Source organism: Allobosea rubneri (genome assembly GCF_032464875.1).
Classification (GTDB): domain Bacteria; phylum Pseudomonadota; class Alphaproteobacteria; order Rhizobiales; family Beijerinckiaceae; genus Allobosea; species Allobosea rubneri.
In genome coordinates this window covers 67,266-88,613 of sequence record NZ_JAWDID010000009.1, presented here as the reverse complement: position 1 = coordinate 88,613, position 21,348 = coordinate 67,266, and the positions used below count along the sequence as shown (strand labels likewise).

Here is a 21,348-nt window from a genome sequence, read left to right as displayed (position 1 = left end):
CGGAGCCAGCGACGAATGTCGCCGGCGGCTCCGCCCAAGGTTCGGTCTCAGCGCTTCAGGTTGACGATCACCACGCCGGCGAGCGCCATCGCGCCGCCGAGGATGCCGAGCGCGGTCGGTACCTCGCCGAGCCAGAGAAAGCTGATCAGCATCGCGGTCGGCGGCACGCCGTACTGGAAGTTCGAGGCGCGGGCGGCCGGCAGACGCGAGAGCGTGATCGCCCAGGTGCCATAGGCGATGAGACTCGGCACGACCGCGAGATAGACCACCGACCAGAGTGCCTGGCTCGGCGCGGAGGGGATCTGCTCCAGCGCGCCGGGCAGGAAGGGCGAGAGCGCGAGCCCGCCGATCGCCATGTTCCAGGCGGCGACCGAGAGCGGCTTGTGGCGGGCGAAGAGCGGCTTCTGCACCACGGTCGAGATCGCGTTGCAGAAGGCGGCGCCGAGGATCAGCAGGACGCTGATGCCGATGTTCAGGTCGAGCCCGTTGCCGAGTGCGATCACGCCGATGCCGGCGAAGGAGAGGGCGGTGCCGAGCCAGGCGACGAGGCTGAAGCGCTCGTTCAGGATCAGCATGGCGAGCGCGGCGGTCATGATCGGGTTGGTGTTGATGATGAAGCTCGCGGCGCCCGCCGGCACGACGCGCTGGCCGAGATTGAGCAGGATCGCATAGAGCGCGATGAAGACGATGCCGCCGGTGAGGAAGCGCCAGATATCCGTGCCGGTGGGCAGGGCGGCGCGGGTTGCGACCAGGAAGAGCGCGGCCGGCACGCCTGCGAGCGCAAAGCGCAGCGCCGCCATTTCGAGTGGCCCGAAGCCGGTCAGTCCAGCCCGGATCGCCGGGAAGGAGGAGGCCCAGGCGATCACGGTGAACGGGACCGTGAAGAGCAGTACGGGATCGATCGTCGAGCCGGTCCGGGCTGGGGTCGCGGAGCATGCGGTTGTCATGGTGGGCCTCGAGGGCTGGTGACGTTTCGCTCCCGATAGACGCTTCTCCGAGCTGATTGACAAACGAGTAATTCGATGGCGAGCTGTGACGATGGATCACAGCTCGAACCTGCCGCCGCTCGACACGCTGCGCGCCTTCGAGGCCGCCGCCCGCTCCGGCAGCTTCTCAGGTGCGGCGGAAGCCTTGAACCTGACCCATGGCGCGGTCAGCCGGCAGGTGGCGAGGCTCGAACACTGGCTTGGCCTGCGCGTCTTCGTGCGCCAGGCCCGCGGCGTCGTGCTGACGCCGGAGGGGCAGCGACTGCTGCAGCGGACGCAGGAGGCCTTCTCGCTGTTCGCCGACACCTCCGATCGCTGGAGCGAGCAACGCGGCGCCGCGGTGGTGCGCTTCAGCGCGACGCCCTCGGTCTGCTCGCTCTGGCTGATGCCGCGCTGGCAAAGGCTGGAAAGCGGTGATCCGGCCTTGCGTATCGTGTTGCAGGTCGATCACCGGATGGTCGCGCTCGATGAGGAGGGCATCGACCTCGCCATACGCTGCGGGCGCGGCGGCGCTCCGGGCCGGGTCTCGGTGCAGCTTTTCGAGGAATGGTGCTTTCCGGTGGCCTCGCCGGCGCTGGCGCAGGCGATCGGCGAGGGCGGGCCGCAGCGGTTGCTGGATCAGCCGCTGATCCATGATTCCGATGCGGCCGGCTGGCGCGCCTGGTTCAATGCCCAGGGGCTGGACTATCGCCCGCGCCCGCAGGACCGGCGCTTCGAGGATTACAACCTCGTGCTCGACGCTGCGGCCTGCGGGCTCGGCGTCGCCCTGGCGCGACCGCCTCTGGCGCAGGCGCAGATCGATTCCGACCGGATCGCGATCGTCGATCCGCGCACCGCGTTGAACCCGGTTTCCTACTGGCTCGACCGGCCGCTCGGCCAGCCGCGCCCTGCTGCATCGGCGCTGGCGACGCGGATCGCAGCCGAAGCCGGGTTGCCGCCGGCCAAGCTTGCGAGCTTCCTGAAGCAGGAGGCGCGCGCCGCGGCATAGGGCGGCGTGCCGCTTTCGGGCTCTGGGCCTATTTCCTCGAAGCCAGCGGTGCGAGGCGCCGGATGAAGTCGGCCTGCGACCGGCAACCGGTCTTCGCCAGCACCTGTTTGATCTGGCTGCGAACCGTCTCGCGGTTCACGCCGCGGGACCGGGCCAGTTCCTCGCCGGTCAGCCCTTCCAGGAGCCCTGCGGCGATGGCTGCCTCGGCTTTCGTCAGGTCGTAGAGCTCGCAGAGAAGCGAGGCTGCGATCTGCAGGCTCCGCTCCGAGGTGGTGACGACGAGCATGGCCTGAGCCCGCGAGAAGATGTCCCGCGCCTGCCTGCGGATCGGCAGGACATGGATGACGAAGGCCGGGCGGTCGTCCCTGCGCGGCGCCGGGATCGAGCGGGTGTCGCCGAGCTGGTCGCGGGCAAGCTCCGAGAGGGCCTTCTGCAGGAGGGCATCGGCCCGTTCGTCGTCGATCGCGACCTTGTCCCTGGCCCCGATGACGACCTGGCCTTCGAGCTTCTCGAAGCTCGTATTGGCCGCGAGCACACCCTGGCCGGCGCCGATGAGCGCCGCAGGGGAGCCTGCTTGCTCGAAGGAGGCGAGGCTTGCCTGCGCACGCTGCATCTGCAGCTTGGAGGCGAGTACCGCCGCCCGGGCGAGATGCGGGCGCACGCCATCGAGGAGCGTGGTCTCCCTGCGAGACACCGGGCCCATCTCGAATCTGCGCTCGAGGGTGAAGACGATGTCGTCGCCAGACGAGGAGCGGACATGGGTTGCCGTTCCCCAGCCGTAGCCTTCCGGTCTCAGGAAATCGGTGTAGAGGGGCGTTCGAGCCAGCTCTTCGTCGGTGAAGAGGTCGTGATCGGTGACGAAGCCGGTGCCGCCATGGGCGAGCAGGCCGGCCATGCGGGCATTGCGGTTCATCCAGCCCTGCTGCATGAACCGGTCGAAGACCGGCGCGAACTCCTTGGAGGCCACCCAATTGGTGCCCTGGCCGGAATGGGCGAAAAGCAGCCCGCCAGTGCAGCCAACGATCTCGGCCAGTCTTGCGATCGCGCCCGGCCACACGTCGGGGACCATTGCGGCCTCGTAAAGCATGGCGACCGCATCGCCGAACTCGGCTGCGTCAAGCATAGGCATCGTCCCCCAAGCAATGGGATGCGATACGGCTACAATTTCGTCAATCATCACTTGGGCGAAAGAGCTCGCGTTCAGTCCGCGGACCCGATTTTCTCTACGAAAGTTCTGGCGGCTTGGCTGGCGGGAGTGCCAAGCGACGGATCGTTGGCCTCGGCGATGCCCTTCTTCGCGGCTGGTGCGGCGAGAGGCCAAACCTCCAATCGCGGCCGTGACAAAACGTCCGAAAACAGGCTGCCCTCATTGACCGTGCGCGTAAGCGCTATATACAGTCGTATATAGCGCTTACGCGCTTCGAATCTGAGGTCGACAGACTTGCCGCCTCAGATTTCCCTTCAACTGCCTGATCCCCGCCAGGGCGATCAGGCATTTTTTTTGCCCGGAACCGAGGCCCAACGGCGCGCGATCCGGCCCTTTTGCAGTGCTTGCTCGCCGTTGCCGGTGTTCTAGTCAGCCAGCAGAGCCTCTGCTTTCGCCTCGGACGGTGCCTGATGCTGGTTACCGTCGAGATGTGCCCGCATCTCCTCGGCCAGCGTGAAGAAGCGGTCGCGTACTGTCCGTGCATGCGGGTTGGCGCGCTCGATGGCGAGGAAGACGCCGGGCGCGTCGTGACGGACCATCTCGGTCGCCTGCATCAGGAGGTCGAAGCTCGCGGTCGTCATCCGGCGCGGCAAAGGCTCCATCTGGACCAGGATCTTCGCGATCAGATGGGTCAGGCCCTGGACGAGTGCAACCTCGCGGTCATGGGCATCGGGCGTGGTCAGGATGACATTGAGGCCGAGCACGCCGCGCAGGAAGGCCGCGATCCGGCCGGCGCTGCGGCCGCGGATCGGGCAGATCGCGATCTTCAGGCCCCTGATGCCATGGCGCGCGCTCTGCGGCCCGAACAGCGGGTGGGTCCCGACGATCTCGACATGCTCCGGCAGTCCGGCCTGCATGGCGAGAGCCGGGCCGATCTTGACCGAGCCGACATCGAGCACGACCGCGCCGGCGCGCAGATGCGGGGAGAGCGCGGCGAGTGCCGAAGGGACGGCGCCAACCGGAACGGCGAGGATGACGAGATCGCAGGCACCGATCTCCGGGATTTCGGCGGGGACGAGACCCTTGCCAGCGTCGTCGAACTGGGCGGGCCGGTCCGGATCGAAGACGCGCAGTTGGAAATGCGGCTGAAGATGGCGCGCCATCAGGCGGCCGAAGGCGCCGAAGCCGATGATGCCGATGATGCCGATCGAGGTGACGGTCTTGCGGGGAGTATGCATCGCGTTTTCCTTGGGGAGGGCCGCGATGCCGGGTGACTGCCTGATTTCAACCGCCAGCGCGGCGGTTGAGACATGGGAATGCCACCGCCTTATGAGGACGGGGCGTAATAGTTCCGGGCGAGGAGGCAGGAGATGGCCATGGCCGGCTTAGAGCGCCACGCCGCGCTCCTGTCAACTCAGAGCTGCGGCGAGTAGGCGGTCGGCGTCAGCGTCCGGTCCTCGATCGCGCCGACGAGGTCGCCATGCTCGATCGCGCTGACGCGTTTGATCTCGATCCATTCGGGGTCGGCCTTGAAGCTCGCCCAGCGCTCCGCCTTGGTCTGCGTATCGGGCCAGGCGAGAAGATAGGCGAACTCGGTGCGGGTCGCGCTCCTGGTCTCCCAGAGCGAGAGGATGCGGAAGCCGTGGCGGGCCATGATGCGCATCGCGTGATCTCGAAAGCGGGCGTGGAACGCGGCCTTGTTGCTCTCGAAGATCTCGTAGATGCGCAACTGGTGGATCATGGCGCCCGCCTTGCTCAGACCGCGTTCTTCGCCTTGTCCTCGGCCATCATCTCGACGAAGCGCGTGAACAGGTAGTGGCTGTCCTGCGGGCCGGGCGAGGCTTCGGGGTGGTGCTGGACGCTGAAGGCCGGACGGTCGGTCAGCGCGATGCCGCAATTGGAGCCGTCGAAGAGCGAGACATGGGTCTCGGTCGCGTTCTGCGGCAGGGATGCCGGGTCGACCGCGAAGCCGTGGTTCATCGAGACGATCTCGACCTTGCCGGTGGTCTTGTCCTGAACCGGATGGTTGGCGCCGTGATGGCCCTGCTTCATCTTGAGGGTCTGGCCGCCAATGGCGAGCGCCAGCATCTGATGGCCGAGGCAGATGCCGAAGGTCGGAATCTTGCGCTCCAGCAGGTCGCGTATCACCGGAACGGCATATTCGCCGGTCGCCGCCGGGTCGCCCGGGCCGTTCGAAAGAAAGACGCCATCGGGGGCGAGATCGAGGATCTGCTGGGTCGTCGCGGTCGACGGCACGACCTGGACGTCGCAGCCGGCCTTGGCGAGCAGGCGCAGGATGTTGCGCTTGACGCCGTAGTCGATGGCGACGACGCGATGCGCGGCGGCCTCGCGCTTGCCATAGCCGCGGGGCCACTGCCAGGGCGTCTCGTCCCAGTCGAAGCGCTGCGTCGAGGCGACGAGCGGCACGAGGTCGAGGCCGGCCATGTCGGGCAGGGCGGCGGCTTCGCGCTTCAGGGCGTCGAGGTCGAAGGCGCCGTTGGGGTCATGGGCGATGATCGCGTTGGGCATGCCCTTGTCGCGGATCAGCGCGGTGAGGGCGCGGGTGTCGACGCCGCAGATGCCGACGATGTTGCGGGCCTTGAGCCAGGCGTCGAAATGCCTTCCGGCGCGCCAGTTGGAGGGCTCGGTGATCGCGGCGTGGAGGACGACGCCGCGCACGCCCGAGGAAGAGGCGGCATTCACCGTCTCGGTGTCGTCGTCGTTGACGCCGACATTGCCGATATGGGGGAAGGTGAAGGTGATGATCTGGCCGGCATAGGACGGGTCGGTCAGGATCTCCTGATAGCCGGTCATCGCCGTGTTGAAGCAGACCTCGCCCGGCGCCTGGCCGATCGCTCCGAGGCCGAAGCCTTCGAGCACGGTTCCGTCCGCCAGCACCAGAACCGCGGTCGCGCGCGGTTCGCTCCAGCCCGCCGCGGCGGGGTTCCCTTCGTCAACGGTCATGTCTATGTCTCGTCCAGGCCGCTCGGAAGCGCGGCATCGTGAAGGCAGGGCGCCGTATGGCGCCGCCGGTCTGGAGCGTGAGCCTTAATGAGGCGCTCGCGCTCCGTCAATGAACGAAGACGAGGATAGGCAAGTCATGTCCACCCTGCGCGAGCAATTCTCCGCCGACCTGAAGACCGCGATGAAGGCCGGCGAGAAGGGCAAGGTCGCCGCGATCCGCCTGATCCAGTCGGCGCTGAAGGACAAGGACATCGAGGCGCGCGGCGCAGGAAAAGGCGAGATCTCGCCGGACGAGATCCTCGCCATGCTGCAGAAGATGATCAAGCAGCGCCAGGAATCGATCGCGATCTACGACGCCAATGGCCGCCCCGAGCTCGCCGATGGCGAACGCGCCGAGGTCGCGGTGATCAGCGCCTACCTGCCGCAGCAGATGGGCGAGGCCGAGGTCAAGGCTGCCATCGAGAAGGCGATCGCCGAGACCGGCGCCGCCGGCGTCAAGGACATGGGCAAGGTGATCGGCGCGCTGCGCGCCGCCTATGCCGGCCAGATGGACTTCGGCAAGGTCTCGCCGCTGGTCAAGGGCATGCTCGGCGGCTGAGTGCCGACCGACCGGACGCGGCATCCTTCGCTCCGGATCAAGCAGCCCCCTGATGCGGGGGCTGCTGTCGCCTTCGGGCGGTGGCTGTGGATATAGGCGATAAGCCCCTCGCGTTTCGCTCCGGGGCTGGCTTTCATCGTCCGATCGCCACATAGGAAGCCATGAAGTTCCCGCCCTCCGTCCTTGAGGAGATCAAGGCGCGGCTGCCGGTCTCGGCGGTCGTGGGCAAGCGCGTGCGCCTCGCCAAGGCGGGGCGCGAATGGAAGGGGCTCTCGCCCTTCAACGCCGAGAAGACGCCGTCCTTCTTCGTCAACGACCAGAAGGGCTCCTTCTTCGATTTCTCCTCCGGCAAGAACGGCGACATCTTCAAGTTCGTGATGGAGACGGAAGGGCTTTCCTTCCCGGAGGCGGTCGAGAAGCTCGCTTCGGAGGCCGGCGTCGCGCTGCCGAAGGTCTCCTTCGAGACGCAGGCGCAGGAGGAGCGTCGCAAGGGCCTGCACGAGGTGGTGGAACTCGCGGCCCAGTTCTTCGAGGCCGAATTGCAGACCGAACGCGGCGGCCTCGCGCGGCGTTACCTCGCCGGGCGCGGGCTCGAGGGCAAGGCGCGCCAGCTCTTCCGCATCGGCTATGCCCCGCCCGACCGTTTCGCCCTGCGTGATCATCTCGCTGGCAAGGGGGTCGGTGCGGAGCTGATGATGGAGGCCGGGCTGCTGGTCCATGGCGATGAGATCGCCGTGCCCTATGACCGTTTCCGCGACCGGATCATGTTCCCGATCCACGATGCGCGCGGCCGGGTCATCGCCTTCGGCGGCCGGGCGATGAGCGCCGAGGTTTCGGCCAAATACCTGAATTCGCCGGAAACCCCGCTCTTCCACAAGGGCGCGCTGCTGTTCAACCATCACAATGCCCGGAAAGCGGCGCACGACACCGGCCAGGTCATCGTCGTCGAGGGCTATGTCGACGTCATCGCCATGACGCTTTCGGGATTTCCGCAGGTGGTCGCGCCGCTCGGCACGGCGCTGACCGAGGATCAGCTCGGCCTGCTCTGGCGCATGGCCGACGAGCCGGTGATCTGCCTCGACGGCGACAAGGCCGGACGCAAGGCGGCGAGCCGGGCAATCGACCTTGCGTTGCCGATGCTGGAGCCCGGCAAGTCGCTGGCCTTCGCGCTGCTGCCGGAAGGACAGGACCCCGACGACCTCGCGCGCTCCGGCGGCAAGCAGGCGATCGGGGAGGTGGTCGGCGCGGCCAAGCCCTTCGTCGACATGCTGTGGAGCCGCGAGTTCGAGGCGAGCCAGCTCGACACGCCCGAGCGTCGCGCCGCCTTCGAGCGCAGGCTGAAGGAGCCGCTCGGGCTGATTCGCGACGAGGCGACGAGGCGACATTACCGGCTGGAGATCGACGAGCGCCTGGGCCAGCTCTTTGCCGTCGCCGCTCCGGCGCCGCGCAATGAACAACGCTCAGGCTACTCCGGCGGCGGCGGTGGCAGGGGCGGGCGCGGCGGTTTCGGCGGCGGCGCAGCCCGGCCGAACCTGCCCTTGCGCGCCAGCCCGCAGCTCGCACGCTCGCCGCTTCTGCAGCGGACGCATCGCGAGAATCCGCGCGAGGCGTTCATCCTCCTGGCGCTGGCGAGCCATCCGGACCTCGTCCTGCGCTGCGTCGACGACATCGCCGAACTCGGGCTCGAAGGCCCGGCCGCCGAGCGCTTCCGCCAGGCGCTGCTCGACGCGACCGTGGAGGGCGGCTTCGATCAGGAAGCCTTCCGCAGGCGGCAGGAACAGACAAGGGTGGCTGAGGCGCAGGCCGCGCTGCTGGCGGTCACCGGCCCTGCCGAGCGGCTGAAGCTCCTACAAACCGCTGATCCTGAATCGGTTTTTGATTCGATTAATCAAGCTCTCGTCTTGCATCATCGGGCGCGCACGCTACATAGCGAGCTGAAGGCAGCCGAACGCGCATTGGCTGACGAAGCGACCGAAGCCAATTTCGCCTGGATGAAGGATGTGAAGGCCCGCCTCGAAGCTGTCGAGGGAACGGAGGCCAACTCCGATGATTGACCGGGCGTGGCGTGTTGCATTTCGTCGGCAAATTCGGTGAAGGCGGCAGATGGTGCACGATTCATCAACGATGGGTGGCGCTATCTGTGTCGGGATGATTTGGGTGGGTGCGCGGCCGATCTCACGGCCGCGGCGCCCTTTTACGCGTCGGGGCATCGTGCAGACGATGGCGCGGCGGCTTAAGAAGGCGGAGCGCTGATTTATGGCCACCAAAGCGAGCGAGCGGGAAAAGTCCGAACCGGTCTCGGCGGAAGCGCCCCCGAGCGCGGACGGACCGCTTCTCGACCTTACGGATCAGGCCGTAAGGCGGATGATCAAGCTCGCCAAGAAGCGTGGTTACGTGACTTATGACGAGCTGAACGAGGTCCTGCCTTCGGAGGAGTTCACCTCCGAGCAGATCGAGGACGTGCTCGGCCAACTCAGCGAGCAGGGCATCAACGTCGTCGATAACGAGGACCCGGAAGCCTCCGGCGAGGAGCGCGCAGCGGCGCGCGCCGGCAAGGAAGGCGATGACGAGGAAAGCGAGGGCGGCGATCTCGTCGACGCCTCGCGCTCGGCGCTGCCCGTCGAGGTCAAGCGCAATCTCGAGCCGACCGAGCGCACCGACGATCCCGTGCGCATGTATCTGCGGGAGATGGGCTCGGTCGAGCTGCTCTCGCGCGAAGGCGAAATCGCCATCGCCAAGCGCATCGAGGCCGGCCGCGAGGCGATGATCGCCGGGCTCTGCGAGAGCCCGCTGACCTTCCAGGCGATCATCATCTGGCGCGACGAGCTGATGGAGGGCAAGGTCCTCCTGCGCGACATCATCGACCTCGAAGCGACCTATGCCGGTCCCGACGGCAAGAACCCGTCCCAGGTGCCCGGCGAAGGCGAAGAGGGCGAGGGCGGCGAAGAGGCGCCGGCCTTCGGCGCCGAGGGTGAGCAGCCGCCGGAAGGCGACGACGACGACATCGAGAACAACGTCTCGCTCTCGGCCATGGAAGCCGAGCTGAAGCCGCGCGTGCTCGAGACCTTCGATTCGATCGCCAGCAACTACACCAAGCTGCGCCGCCTGCAGGACCAGGACATCGCCAACCGGCTGGAGAACACCAAGCTCTCGCCGTCGCAGGACCGCAAGTACAAGAAGCTCAAGGACGACATCATCACCGCGGTGAAGTCGCTCTCGCTCAACAACAACCGCATCGAGGCGCTGGTCGAGCAGCTCTACGACATCAACAAGCGGTTGATTTCGCATGAGACCCGGCTGCTGCGCCTGGCCGAGAGCTACGGCGTCGCCCGCGAGGACTTCCTGCGCCAGCATATCGGCGGCGAGCTCGACCCGAAATGGGTGCTGCGCGTCTCCAAGCTCGGCTCGCGTGGCTGGAAGGAATTCGTCGGGGTCGAGAAGGACCGGATCAAGGACCTGCGTGAGGACATCCACACGCTGGCCTCCGAGACCGGCCTGGAGATCCAGGAGTTCCGCAAGATCGTGCTGATGGTCCAGAAGGGCGAGCGCGAGGCCCGGCAGGCGAAGAAGGAGATGATCGAGGCGAACCTTCGTCTCGTGATCTCGATTGCCAAGAAGTACACCAACCGCGGCCTGCAGTTCCTCGACCTGATCCAGGAGGGGAACATCGGCCTGATGAAGGCGGTCGACAAGTTCGAGTACCGCCGCGGCTACAAGTTCTCGACCTATGCCACCTGGTGGATCCGGCAGGCGATCACCCGCTCGATCGCCGACCAGGCCCGCACCATCCGCATTCCGGTGCACATGATCGAGACGATCAACAAGATCGTCCGGACCTCGCGCCAGATGCTGCATGAGATCGGCCGCGAGCCGACCCCGGAGGAGCTGGCCGAGAAGCTGGCGATGCCGCTGGAGAAGGTGCGCAAGGTCCTGAAAATCGCCAAGGAGCCGATCTCGCTCGAAACGCCGATCGGCGACGAGGAGGATTCGCATCTCGGCGACTTCATCGAGGACAAGAACGCGATCCTGCCGATCGACGCCGCGATTCAGAGCAATCTGCGCGAGACCACGACGCGCGTGCTCGCTTCGCTCACCCCGCGCGAGGAGCGCGTGCTGCGCATGCGCTTCGGCATCGGCATGAACACCGACCACACCCTCGAAGAGGTCGGCCAGCAGTTCAGCGTCACGCGCGAGCGCATCCGCCAGATCGAGGCGAAGGCGCTGCGCAAGCTCAAGCATCCGAGCCGCAGCCGGAAGCTCCGGAGCTTCCTCGACAACTGACGCGAAGTTCGAACGGGGCGCTCAGGCGCTCCGTTTCATTTTGGCGGGAGCGATCGGCTTCCCGCGGATCCGGCCTCAGCAATTTCCTGCCTCAGCCAGCTCACGAACAGCGCCGCAGCCGGCTTGCCTCCGCCGCTGCCTGGAAGCACCGCCCAGTAGCCAAGCCCCGCCGCGGTCGCGAAATCCGGTAGGGGCGCGACCAGGGCGCCGCGGCGGAGATGGTCCGCGACCAGAAGGCTTCGGCCCATCGCGACCCCCTGGCCGGCGAGGGCGGCCTGCAGAACGATGTTGTAGTCCGTAAGCTGCAGTTGGCGGGAGGCTGCGATATCCAGGCCGACATGCCGGGCCCAGGCCTCCCATTCGGTCGGGCGATGGCTGGCCAGCAAGGTATGGTCGAGGATGTCGGCGGGCCTGGCCAGCGGCCGGCGCGCCGCCAGTTCCGGACTTAGAACGGGCATGAGCCGCTCGGCAGCCAGCAACTCGCAGCGCAAATCAGGCCAGGCGCCGACCCCGTAGCGGATGGCGATGTCGGCTTCTCCGCCGGCGAGATTGACCCAGTTCAAGGTCGGGTCGAGGACGAGATCGATCTGCGGATGCATCTCCCGGAAGCCATCGAGCCGGGCGACCAGCCAGTTCGCAGCGAAGGATGGCAGCAGGCTGACGACCAGGCTCTGGCGGGCGGCATCCGAGCGGATGTCGCGGGTGCCTTCGGCGATCAGGGCGAAGGCACCCGCGACCTTGCCGAGATAATGCGCGCCTGCCGCCGTCAGCGCGACGCTGCGGCCCTTCCGGTCAAATAGCGGGACACCGAGGCTCTGCTCCAACGTCCGGATATGATGGCTGACGGCGCTCTGCGTGATCAGCAGCTCCTCTCCGGCGCGGCGGAAGCTCAGCAGGCGGCCGACGGCCTCGAAGGCACGCAGGGCATGGAGCGGTGGCAGGGCGGGCGAGGAGCGCATGGCGTCGGGGTTCCGATCGGTATCGAGCACGAGGTCCTAGCGCAGACCCTACTCATGAGCCAGATCGATCGCAGAGCTGGGTGTTTCGAATTGGCCCGCTGCGAGCGGCGCTGTCATGGTCCGGGCGAGAGGATTTCGACCATGATGATCACTGACCGCCTGCGGGTGCTAGGGGCTATGCTGCCCGCCGCTGCCGAGGGCAGCTTCGAGCTGGCGGAGGCCCGGCGATGAGCGGCCTCGACATCGAGCAACTGCGCGCCGCGACCCCGGGCTGCGCGACCAGCGTCCATTTCAATCACGCCGGCGCTTCGCTGATGTCCGGGGCTACGCTCGCCGCGGTGACCGAACAGCTGCGCCGCGAAGCCCTGCACGGCCCTCATGAGGCCAGCGTCGCGGTCCAGGGCAGGCTCGACGAGGCGCGCGCCGACGCTGCCCGGCTCCTGAACGCGAGGGCGACTGAGATCGCCTTCACGTCGAGCGGCTCCGCCGGCTGGGGGCTGGCCTTCGCGGCTCTGCCGCCGCTGCGGGCCGGCGACCGGATCCTGGTCGGGCGGCATGAATGGGGCGGCAATCTCGCGACCATGCAACGCGCGGCTACCCGCGCCGGAGCGAGGATAGAGGTGATCCCTTGCCGCGAGGATGGTTCGGTCGACCCGGATGCGCTCGCAGGCATGATCGACGAGCGCGTCCGCCTGGTCGCATTGACCTGGCTGCCTGCCAATGGCGGCCTCATCAACGATGCGGCGGCGATAGGCCGGGTGACGCGTGCGGCCGGCATCCCCTATTTCGTCGATGCCGGGCAGGCGCTCGGCCAGATTCCCGTCGATGTCGAGGCGATCGGCTGCGACGTGCTCAAGGGGGCAGGGCGCAAGCATCTGCGCGGCCCGCGCGGAACCGCGATCCTCTATGTTCGGGCCGCGTTTCGGCCGCAGCTCGACACGGTGTTCTCGGACGTCCTGTCCGCGCCATGGACCGTGCAGGGGGCGGCGCTACGTGATGATGCGCGGATATTCGAGACCAGCGAGCACGCGGTTGCCCTGCTGCTGGGGCTCGGCGTCGCGCTGCACGAGGCGCTGGCGCTCGGCGTGCCCGCGATCCGGGATCAGATCGACCTGACGGCGCAACGGTTGCGGGCCGAGCTTGCGGCGATCGACGGCGTCGCGGTCCATGATCTCGGGCAGCAACGGTCCGGGCTGATTTCGTTCACCGTTGCCGATCTCGACGTCAACACGGTCAAGAACCGGCTTGCTAGGACCGGCATTTCGGCAGGGGCCAACGGGCCCGCCTACACGCCCTTCGACATGGAAGCGCGCGGGCTTGCCGGCATCGTGCGTGCCTCCGTCAGCTATCTCACGAGCGAGCAGGAGATCGGACGCCTGCTCGCCGCGGTTCACGGTATCGCGCGGGAGCGCTGAGTTCGTGTCAATCGGGTTTGCCGGCAGGCGAAACGTGCATCGCGGTGAGCCGGTGCTGTGCAAGCGAAGACCGGCCGGCGCCGCCATTCTTTCGCTCAGATCGCCAAGAGGAATGCTGCATCGACAGGAGAGCGCGCATGACCGGCATTCCAGATTCCGCTCAAATCGAAGTTGCCAGGGCTGCCGCGCAGGCCGAACTTGAGAACGAAGCCAAGAAGCAGGCGAGTGCCTCGACGGGAGACGCGGTTGGCACCACCGCCGATGTCGGTGGCAACGTCATGATGGAAGGCGTCGGCGAAGTCGTGTTTGCCGCGGTCGGAACCGTGGTCGAAGGAGTCGGTAGCATCGCCGGCGCTGCAGCCGAAGGCGCGGTCGCGGTGATCGGCGGCATTTTCGAGGGGCTGGGCAGCTAAGGGGCGAGCGCTACGAGCCAACATGGCGCGATCCGGCATGGCAGAGCGCTGTTGACGATGCGGCATGGGACGCTCGACAGCGCCCGGACAGGCATGTTTGATGCGGGCCTCTCGGTTGGAGCCGCTCATGTCCCCCGAATTCCTGTTGACCTCGCTGATCATCGTCGCCTCGCCGGGCACCGGCGCGATCTATTCCATCGCCGCCGGTCTGGCGCGCGGCGGCAAGGCGAGCGTCGTCGCCGCCTTCGCCTGCACGCTCGGCATCGTGCCGCATCTGATCGCCGCGATGATGGGACTTGCGGCGCTGCTGCATGCCAGCGCGGTCGCCTATGAGATCGTCAAATATGCCGGTGTCGCCTATCTGCTCTGGATGGCCTGGCAGACGCTGAAGGAGCAGGGCGCGCTCAAGGTTGAGACCAAGGCCGACTCGCGCTCGTTCTGGCGCGTGATGGTCGACGGTATCGCGATCAACGTGCTGAACCCGAAGCTCTCGATCTTCTTCGTCGCCTTCCTGCCGCAGTTCATCGCAGCCGACGAGGCAAGCCCGCTGGCACGCATGCTCGAGCTTTCCGGCGTGTTCATGGCGATGACCTTCGTCGTCTTCGCGCTCTACGGGCTGTTCGCGGCGGCGATGCGCGACCATGTCGTGACGCGCCCCGCGGTGATGACCTGGCTCAGGCGCAGCTTCGCCGCCGCCTTCGTCGCGCTCGGCGCCAAGCTCGCACTGACCGAGCGCTGAGCGTGGCGAGCCTGCCGCAGCAGGCGCGGCTTGCAATCGAGACGCGCGGCGCCGGGCTCTACGAATTCACCGAGGCGGCCGCGCGTTTCGTGCGCGAGGCTGCGGTCGATGCCGGACTGCTCACCCTGTTCGTCCGGCACACCTCCTGCTCGCTGCTGATCCAGGAGAATGCCGACCCGGACGTACGGCGCGATCTCTCCGCCTTCTTCGCCCGGCTGGTGCCGCCGGCCGACGATCCAGCCATGAGTTATCTGGTTCACCGCGACGAGGGGGCCGACGACATGCCGGCTCATATCAAGGCGGCGATCCTGCCAGTCTCGCTCTCGATCCCGGTGAACGACGGCCGGCTCGTACTCGGCACCTGGCAGGGCATCTACCTGTTCGAGCATCGCACCAGCCCGCATCGGCGCGAGGTCGTGCTGCATCTGGCCTGATAGGTCACCCTTCGGCCGGGCGCGTCAGCATTCGCATGAGGCTGCGGTAGCAGTCGTGCAGATCCTGCGGCGACAGGCCCAGGTCGAGCTGCTGGAAGCCGATGAAGGCGGCGTACTCGATCCGGGCCAAGGCGAGGGCTTCTCCCGGCGTGCGCCCTGCCTCGCCATGGAGGCGGGCGAGATAGGCGATGCGTTCGCGGTCGACCGCCGTGCAGATCGCCGCGACGCCGGCATCGAGTTGGGCGACGCGGCGCATGCCCTGCTCGACGCGGGCATCGAGGGCGAGCGCCATTCTGTCGAGCGCCATCAGCCGCTCGCCTGCGACTTCGCCCTGGTCAGCCGCCTGCATCAGGCGCAGCGTAAAGCTTTCGCGCCAATGCCCGGCGAGCGCGGAAAGATAAGCCTCGATCGCCGGGAAATGCGCGTAGAACGAGCCCTTTGTCTTGCCGGCGCGCCGGCACAGGGCGTCGATCGTCAGGCCTGCCGGCCCATCCTCTGCGAGGGCGGCAAGGCCGAGTTCGAGCCAGTCCGTCCGCCTGAAGCGGGGAGGGGCCTTCACCACCATAGGCCGAGCGCGCCGCAGGCAGCCATTGGGGCGAACAGCGCCCATTGCGGGAAATGCGCGAGGCGCAGGCGGAGGCCGCCGATCATGCCGAGGCTCCAGAGGGCGAAGAGGCCGGCGCTCACGGTAGCGAAGATGGTGAGGTCGCGGCTGGCATGTCCGAAGGCAGCGAGCCCGAAGGCGAGGGCCTGTCCGGCGAGGATGATCGTCACCAGATGCCAGCAATAGTACATCGTGTATTTAGGGACATTGCGCAGCCGCTCGGCGGCGAGCAGCGGGCGGGCGATCTCGCGACCGCCGAGCCAGGCGTGGACCACCGTCGTCGCCAGAGCGATGATGGCGGCAGCTGCCAGCCAGAGGTTCATGGTCAGCCTCCTCAATATTCAATACCGTACGGTATGGTATTGAATTTGGTGAGCGGCGCAAGTGCCATGCGGGCCGGACTGAAGTGGGAAACCTCGAATGCCCGCATCTGCGGCAGAGCTTCAACTCTGGCGGGGATGATCCCTACGGCCTCACCAATCGGAGAACGAGAGCGCCCACCGCCAATCAACGGGCGGCGAAGTTCTCTTCCGGCGGTGGCGGCTCCCAACTGTCGCCAGAGGCGATGAGGCAGCTCAAGCCGCGCGGGGTCGTCGCAAAAATGGTGAAGGTGCCTTGCGGGCTGGCGAACAACTCGATCACGAGGCCGCTATCGGCGAGCCCCTGCCCGAGGCGGCGTTCATCGAAGAGTTTGCCGAGCTTCGCCACCACCTCGTCATGCCTGCCACAGGCGAGCCCCGCCGGAGCCTGAGCGGCTGCTGAAGCAAACAGGGCGAGCCCGAACGCGAGGGCCGCCAGGAGCATTTTCAGGACACGTGTCATGGCTGCTCCGATGACAGAGCGGGCCAAGAGAGGATCAAGCTTGTCTGTAGGCCTTTGCTTTCGCCCTGCCTGACTCAAGACATGGGGATCGCTCGCGCAAAGCAACAGAGGCCTACACGGTCGTCGCCCGGCTCGCCGGCACTCTCCTCCGTTTCCGCGAAGCGGCAGGAAAAGGCGAGCCTGTCCCGGAGCGAGATGCTTGGCGCTGCAGCGGTCATCTGCGCTATAGAGGGCCAAACAGTCGGAGCCAGCCATGTCCTTTCTCAAATCCCTGTTCGGCCGCAAGGAGACCGCGCCGGCCGAGCCTGTCGCGCTCAAGACCGCGGAGCACAAGGGCTTCACCATTCGCGCCATGCCGTTCCAGGAAGGCGGCCAGCACCAGCTCGCGGGGGTCATCGAGAAGGAGATCGACGGCGAGTTGAAAAGTCACAGCTTCATTCGGGCCGACCGGTTTCCGGGGGCCCAGGAGGCGGCGGACTTCGCTTTGGTCAAGGGGCGTCAACTGATCGATGAGCAGGGCGAGAAGATATTCAAGTAAACTAATGATAGTTTTCGTATATGGTAATAAATGACGTATCGTTACCTTTTCGGGGGCGCGACAGAGTTCACTTCTCGAGGTGGGGAAGCGGTACGGTTTTGCAAAAAATGTCGGCTTTCGCTTCTGCGTTCCTTCACTATCCGCATAGCGTTTCGCCTTGAACGGGCCGCTTCGTGACCTCCGGCCGGGCGCCGAGCTGAGCGATTTAAAGCTTTGTTCGGATTTTTAGTTCCTTGATGGGACGGTATCGCCCAGGCCGTCCTCAAGACAGGTTTCGCATGTTTCGTAGTGCCGTGGCCGGCCAGACGCCGGCCGAGGGCCAGACCAGCAAGGCCGGGCCCGCCGGCGAGGTCGACATGGCTCTCGCCATCCTGTCCCAGCAGGGCTTCCAGTCCAGCGTGCTCGACGATGCCTGGTTCAAGACCATCGTCGCCAACCTGCCCGCCGCCGTCTACACGACGAATGCCGAGGGGCATCTGACCTATTTCAATCGCGCTGCGGCACGTCTTGCCGGGCGTGTGCCGCAGATCGGCAAGGACAGGTGGTGCGTGGCCGAGCGCCTGTTCCTGCCTGACGGCACGCCGCTGCCGCACCAGGATTCGCCGCTCGCGGTGGCGCTACGCGAGAAGCGCCCCGTGCGTGGGGCCGCCGCCGTGGCCGAGCGGCCCGACGGCACCCGCGTCGCCTTCATGCCGTTCCCGACGCCGCTCTACGATGGCGAAGGCAAGCTGGTCGGAGCGGTCAATCTGCTGGTCGAGCTGTGCGGCGGCTCGGAACCTGAAGACGAGGCCAGCGAGGCCAGGCACAAGGTGCAGGAGGATCTGCGCCTCGCCATCGCCGCAGAGCAGCTCAGGCTGCACTACCAGCCATTGTTCGACGCGGCAGGCGTTCTGGTCGGCTTCGAGGCGCTGGCGCGCTGGACCCATCCGGAGCGCGGGGAGGTTCCGCCTTCCGAATTCATCCCCGCGGCCGAAGAATGCGGGCTGATCCTGCCGCTTGCTGAGCAATTGCTGCGCCGGGCCTGTGCCGAGGCGGCCGGCTGGGCGAACCCGCTGCGGATCGCCGTCAACATCTCGCCGCTGCAGTTCCGCCATGGCGACCTGCCCGGGCTGATCGAGACCGTGCTGGCCGAAACCGGGCTGGAGCCGGAGCGGCTTGAGCTCGAGGTCACCGAGGGGGTGATGATCACCGATTTCGACCGGACCATGCTGGTCCTGCACCGGATCAAGGCGCTCGGCGTCAGGATCGCGCTCGACGATTTCGGCACCGGCTACTCCTCGCTCTCCTATCTCCATGCCTTCCCGCTGACGACGCTGAAGATCGATCGCAGCTTTGTCGCCAATCTCGGCGTCGCTTCCGAGGCGGCGGCGATCGCGCGCGCAGTGATTTCGCTTGGACATGCGCTCGGCATCGAGGTCGTCGCTGAGGGCGTCGAGACGCGCGAGCAGTTCGACTTCCTGGTCGACGAAGGCTGCAACTACCTGCAGGGCTACCTGCTGGGTCGCCCGATGTCGGCCGAGGACTACGCCGTGGAGATGGGCCGGAAGGTCTAGCTCGGCGCGCCGGCGGGACCTGCTGCGGCCTTCTGCAGTTCTGCCAGCAGCGCGTCGCCCGGCCAGCTTCTGTGGTCGTCGCTCCGTTCGGCGGCTCGCACCAGTTCCGTCAGCCGGGCGTTCACCGGTGCACCATGCCCGAGCTGCGCGGCCAGGCGCTCCACCTCGCCGTTGAGCCAGTCGATCTCGGTTATCCGGCCGGCAGCAAGATCGTCCGCCATCGAGGAGCGCGCCAGCGGGTCGATCGCCAGCATTCTGCGGGCGAGGCGCCGAAAGAGCGCGTCAGGCAAGCGCAGCACGGCCGGAAGCCAGCGCGCCGGCACCGGCGTCAATCTGGCTGGCCGGATGCCGGACTTTTCCAGCAAGGCGAGCGCCTCCTCCTGTGCCAGCGCCAGGCACTGGCGGTAGGCGTGCTGGGCGAGCTCCTCGCGGAGCGGGAGGCCGGAGAGCGCATTGATCGCGTTGTTGAGGTTGAGCAGCAGCTTGGCCCAGAGCACCGGCTCCATATCGAGATGCCTGACGAGCGCCAGTCCGGCATCTGCGAAGCGCGCCAGGAAGGGTTCGAGGGCCGGCGATGCCTCGGTGTGCAGGTGCCCCGCGGAGCCTTGGTGGAAGGCGCCTGGGCTGCTCTTGACGACATTGAACGGCACCATGCCGGCGAGCACGCGCTGGCGGGGCAGGGCAGCCTGCAGCAGCCTGGCGTTGCCGATGCCGTTCTGCAGGCTGAGCACGACCGCATTCGGAGACAGGACCGGGGCGAGCTCCGCTGCGGCAGCCTCCGTCCCGGCCGACTTTACCGTGACCAGTACGAGCGCGGCAGAGGCTGCGGCGGTGGGCCCGGTCGCGAAGGCGATGGCGGCTGGCTCTAGCCGCCAATGCCCACCGCGATAGTCCGAGAGGGAGAGGCCATGCCGCTGCAGCTCTTCGCCCAAAGGCATGCGGCCGACGAAGGTGACGTCTGCGCCGCCCGCGAGCAGGCGCCCGCCGAGATAGCAGCCGATCGCGCCGGCTCCGTAGATGCAGATCCTGGCCATGGCATGTTCCGCGCCCCGAAGACGAAGGTGAAGCAAGAAGCCTCCGCGATAAAGCGGCCGGCGGCCCTCCATCCGCGCCGCATCGCCCCGCAGCGGGTGCGCTTGCTGGCCCCCGGGCGCCCGCCTATTGCTCGATTAAACAGAAACTCGTTCTCCGGCTTCTGCCAGGGGAGGGAACATGACCACCGACGATCCCCGCTACGCGCCAGATTCTTCCTATGCCTGGTTCAGGCTGGCGCTCGCTTTGCTGGTCGGCATGATCGCCTGCGTCGGGTCCTGGTCGGCGGTCGTGGTGGTGACGGCGGTGCAGCAGGAATTCGGCGTGCTGCGTGCCGACGCCTCGTTGCCCTACACCTTCGCCATGATCGGCTTCGGCATCGGCAACATCCTGATGGGCCGGCTGGTCGATCGCTTCGGCATCGTCCTGCCGATCGTGCTCGGCGCGCTGCTGCTCGGCGGCGGCTATGCGCTCGCCTCGGTCTCCGCCACGCTCTGGCAGTTCGCGCTGGCGCATGGCTTCCTGATCGGGCTCGGCGCTGCGACCGGCTTCTCGCCCTTGATCGCCGATCTCTCGCACTGGTTCAGGCGCTATCGCGGCCTCGCCGTCGTCTTCGGCGCGTCGGGCAGCTATCTCGCAGGCATGTTCTGGCCGCAGCTGATCAACTGGGGCGTCGAGACCTATGGGCTGCGCACCACGCATCTGTGGCTCGGCATCGCCTCGCTCGTCGTGATGCTGCCCCTGGCGCCCTTGTTCCGCCGCCGGCCGAATGCGGCGACCTTTGCCGCTGCCGAGGCCATCAGCGCCGGTGCGCGCGGCAGCCTCGGCCTGTCGCCGAACCAATTGCAGGCGCTGCTGGTGGTCGCGGGATTCTGCTGCTGCGTTGCGATGTCGATGCCGCAGGTCCATATCGTCGCCTATTGCAGCGATCTCGGCTACGGCGTGGCGCGCGGCGCCGAGATGCTGACGGTGATGATGGCGCTCGGCATCGTCAGCCGGATCAGCTCGGGCTTCATTGCCGACAAGATCGGCGGCACGGCGACGCTCGCCCTGTCCTCGCTGATGCAGGGCATGGCGCTGTTCCTCTATCTCTGGTTCGACGGGCTGAGCTCGCTCTTCATCGTCACCGGCATCTTCGGCCTGTTCCAGGGCGGGATCGTGCCGATGTACGCGGTGGTGATCCGCGATTACATGCCGCCGCGCGAGGCAGGCATGCGCATCGGTGTCGTGATGTCGGCGACGGTGTTCGGCATGGCCTTCGGCGGCTGGGTCTCGGGGCTGATCTTCGACGCGACCTCGTCCTATCGGCTCGCCTTCCTCAACGGCCTCGCCTGGAATCTGATCAACCTCTCGATCGTCTGCTGGCTGATGTTCAAGGCGCGGCCGAAGCTGGCAGCGGCGTGAGCGGTGCGGCACTCGGTCGATAAGTGCCGAAGCACCAGACATGGCCCTCCGGGTCGCGGCAGATGAAGTCGCGGCTGCCATAGGAGGTGTCGGTCGGCCCCAGGACGATCTCGGCCCCTGCCTTGCGGGCGCGCTCGCAGCGCGCATCGATGTCGTCGGTCGCGATGTAGGGGGAGGCCGTGGTGCCGCCGAGCTCGGACGGCGTCTTGACCAGCCTGGCGAAGTCGGTGCCCTCGCCCGATCCGAACATCACGATGCCCGCGCCGAGCCGAAGCTCGGCATGGACGACCTTACTGCCATCCTCCGAGAGGAAGACGGCGTGCTTCTCGAAGCCGAAGGCCTCGACGAGCCAGTCGACCATCTTCACTGCGTCGCGGTAGCGCAGGCCGAAATAGATGGCGGCGGGTTGCGACATGGGGGCATCTCCGGTTGGGGCGGCACCAGCAAAGCCGAGCCGCGGCGCGCCGTCTT

The 21,348-nt window shown here is 67.1% G+C and carries 22 protein-coding genes; 11 read left to right on the top strand and 11 right to left on the bottom strand.

Annotation, left to right across the window (positions count from 1 at the left end; translation table 11 throughout):
* Positions 1-47: 47 nt before the first annotated feature.
* Entirely contained in the window at positions 48-947 is a 900-nt protein-coding gene (locus RKE40_RS08475) for a DMT family transporter (RefSeq protein WP_316017795.1), read from the bottom strand.
* Between the two features lie 91 nt (positions 948-1,038).
* Between RKE40_RS08475 and RKE40_RS08470 the strand changes: the two genes are divergently transcribed.
* Entirely contained in the window at positions 1,039-1,974 is a 936-nt protein-coding gene (locus RKE40_RS08470; protein ID WP_316017794.1) for a LysR family transcriptional regulator, read from the top strand.
* Positions 1,975-2,002: 28 nt separating this feature from the next.
* On the opposite strand, the gene RKE40_RS08465 is transcribed toward RKE40_RS08470, so the two are convergent.
* From RKE40_RS08465 to carA, 4 genes are all read right to left on the bottom strand, one after another.
* Positions 2,003-3,097 carry a helix-turn-helix transcriptional regulator gene (locus RKE40_RS08465; protein ID WP_316017793.1) on the bottom strand — a complete coding sequence of 365 codons (1,095 nt, stop codon included), beginning with the start codon at positions 3,095-3,097 and terminating at the stop codon, positions 2,003-2,005.
* A 449-nt stretch (positions 3,098-3,546) separates the two neighbouring features.
* Positions 3,547-4,359 carry a prephenate dehydrogenase gene (locus RKE40_RS08460; RefSeq protein ID WP_316017792.1) on the bottom strand — a complete coding sequence of 271 codons (813 nt, stop codon included), beginning with the start codon at positions 4,357-4,359 and terminating at the stop codon, positions 3,547-3,549.
* 176 nt (positions 4,360-4,535) lie between these two features.
* Entirely contained in the window at positions 4,536-4,862 is a 327-nt protein-coding gene (locus tag RKE40_RS08455; RefSeq protein WP_316017791.1) for an NIPSNAP family protein, read from the bottom strand.
* Between the two features lie 14 nt (positions 4,863-4,876).
* Positions 4,877-6,085, bottom strand: coding sequence for a glutamine-hydrolyzing carbamoyl-phosphate synthase small subunit (gene carA, locus RKE40_RS08450; protein ID WP_316017790.1), 1,209 nt, complete (start codon positions 6,083-6,085; stop codon positions 4,877-4,879).
* A gap of 136 nt (positions 6,086-6,221) precedes the next feature.
* On the opposite strand from carA, the gene RKE40_RS08445 reads away from it, so the two are divergent.
* The 3 genes from RKE40_RS08445 (at position 6,222) to rpoD (ending at position 10,964) form a co-directional block, all read left to right on the top strand.
* Positions 6,222-6,683, top strand: coding sequence for a GatB/YqeY domain-containing protein (locus RKE40_RS08445; RefSeq protein ID WP_291636276.1), 462 nt, complete (start codon positions 6,222-6,224; stop codon positions 6,681-6,683).
* 161 nt (positions 6,684-6,844) lie between these two features.
* Entirely contained in the window at positions 6,845-8,737 is a 1,893-nt protein-coding gene (dnaG, locus tag RKE40_RS08440; RefSeq protein WP_316017789.1) for a DNA primase, read from the top strand.
* Positions 8,738-8,939: 202 nt separating this feature from the next.
* Positions 8,940-10,964: an RNA polymerase sigma factor RpoD gene (gene rpoD, locus RKE40_RS08435; protein WP_316017788.1), complete on the top strand. Its 2,025-nt coding sequence runs from the start codon at positions 8,940-8,942 to the stop codon at positions 10,962-10,964.
* A 35-nt stretch (positions 10,965-10,999) separates the two neighbouring features.
* On the opposite strand, the gene gcvA is transcribed toward rpoD, so the two are convergent.
* A complete protein-coding gene (gcvA, locus tag RKE40_RS08430) occupies positions 11,000-11,953 on the bottom strand; it encodes a transcriptional regulator GcvA (RefSeq protein ID WP_316017787.1) in 954 nt (317 codons plus the stop codon).
* 197 nt (positions 11,954-12,150) lie between these two features.
* On the opposite strand from gcvA, the gene RKE40_RS08425 reads away from it, so the two are divergent.
* The 4 genes from RKE40_RS08425 to RKE40_RS08410 all read left to right on the top strand — a co-directional run bounded on the left by RKE40_RS08425 (position 12,151) and on the right by RKE40_RS08410 (position 14,924).
* Positions 12,151-13,338 carry an aminotransferase class V-fold PLP-dependent enzyme gene (locus RKE40_RS08425; protein WP_316017786.1) on the top strand — a complete coding sequence of 396 codons (1,188 nt, stop codon included), beginning with the start codon at positions 12,151-12,153 and terminating at the stop codon, positions 13,336-13,338.
* A 137-nt stretch (positions 13,339-13,475) separates the two neighbouring features.
* Positions 13,476-13,751, top strand: coding sequence for a hypothetical protein (locus RKE40_RS08420; protein WP_316017785.1), 276 nt, complete (start codon positions 13,476-13,478; stop codon positions 13,749-13,751).
* A 127-nt stretch (positions 13,752-13,878) separates the two neighbouring features.
* Positions 13,879-14,490 carry a LysE family translocator gene (locus tag RKE40_RS08415; protein WP_316017784.1) on the top strand — a complete coding sequence of 204 codons (612 nt, stop codon included), beginning with the start codon at positions 13,879-13,881 and terminating at the stop codon, positions 14,488-14,490.
* 11 nt (positions 14,491-14,501) lie between these two features.
* A complete protein-coding gene (locus RKE40_RS08410; RefSeq protein WP_316017857.1) occupies positions 14,502-14,924 on the top strand; it encodes a secondary thiamine-phosphate synthase enzyme YjbQ in 423 nt (140 codons plus the stop codon).
* 4 nt (positions 14,925-14,928) lie between these two features.
* Here RKE40_RS08410 and RKE40_RS08405 read toward each other — a convergent pair whose 3' ends face one another.
* The 3 genes from RKE40_RS08405 to RKE40_RS08395 form a co-directional block, all read right to left on the bottom strand.
* Entirely contained in the window at positions 14,929-15,483 is a 555-nt protein-coding gene (locus RKE40_RS08405) for a TetR/AcrR family transcriptional regulator (protein ID WP_316017783.1), read from the bottom strand.
* Positions 15,480-15,851: a hypothetical protein gene (locus RKE40_RS08400; protein WP_316017782.1), complete on the bottom strand. Its 372-nt coding sequence runs from the start codon at positions 15,849-15,851 to the stop codon at positions 15,480-15,482. Before RKE40_RS08400 ends, RKE40_RS08405 begins: the two co-directional genes overlap by 4 nt.
* Positions 15,852-16,035: 184 nt before the next feature.
* Positions 16,036-16,377: a hypothetical protein gene (locus tag RKE40_RS08395; protein ID WP_316017781.1), complete on the bottom strand. Its 342-nt coding sequence runs from the start codon at positions 16,375-16,377 to the stop codon at positions 16,036-16,038.
* 226 nt (positions 16,378-16,603) lie between these two features.
* Here RKE40_RS08395 and RKE40_RS08390 point away from each other — a divergent pair, with 226 nt between their 5' ends.
* Both RKE40_RS08390 and RKE40_RS08385 read left to right on the top strand, forming a co-directional pair.
* Positions 16,604-16,888, top strand: coding sequence for an HlyU family transcriptional regulator (locus tag RKE40_RS08390; RefSeq protein ID WP_316017780.1), 285 nt, complete (start codon positions 16,604-16,606; stop codon positions 16,886-16,888).
* A 278-nt stretch (positions 16,889-17,166) separates the two neighbouring features.
* Positions 17,167-18,441 (top strand): putative bifunctional diguanylate cyclase/phosphodiesterase, encoded by a 1,275-nt coding sequence (locus RKE40_RS08385; RefSeq protein ID WP_316017779.1) that lies wholly within the window; start codon positions 17,167-17,169, stop codon positions 18,439-18,441.
* On the opposite strand, the gene RKE40_RS08380 is transcribed toward RKE40_RS08385, so the two are convergent.
* On the bottom strand, positions 18,438-19,475 hold the full coding sequence (locus RKE40_RS08380) for a 2-dehydropantoate 2-reductase (RefSeq protein ID WP_316017778.1): 1,038 nt from the start codon (positions 19,473-19,475) through the stop codon (positions 18,438-18,440). The genes RKE40_RS08385 and RKE40_RS08380 overlap by 4 nt on opposite strands.
* 178 nt (positions 19,476-19,653) lie before the next feature.
* Between RKE40_RS08380 and RKE40_RS08375 the strand changes: the two genes are divergently transcribed.
* Positions 19,654-20,877 (top strand): MFS transporter, encoded by a 1,224-nt coding sequence (locus RKE40_RS08375; RefSeq protein ID WP_316017777.1) that lies wholly within the window; start codon positions 19,654-19,656, stop codon positions 20,875-20,877.
* Here the strand turns inward: RKE40_RS08375 and RKE40_RS08370 are convergent.
* Positions 20,846-21,292 carry a VOC family protein gene (locus RKE40_RS08370; RefSeq protein WP_316017776.1) on the bottom strand — a complete coding sequence of 149 codons (447 nt, stop codon included), beginning with the start codon at positions 21,290-21,292 and terminating at the stop codon, positions 20,846-20,848. The genes RKE40_RS08375 and RKE40_RS08370 overlap by 32 nt on opposite strands.
* Positions 21,293-21,348: the final 56 nt, after the last annotated feature.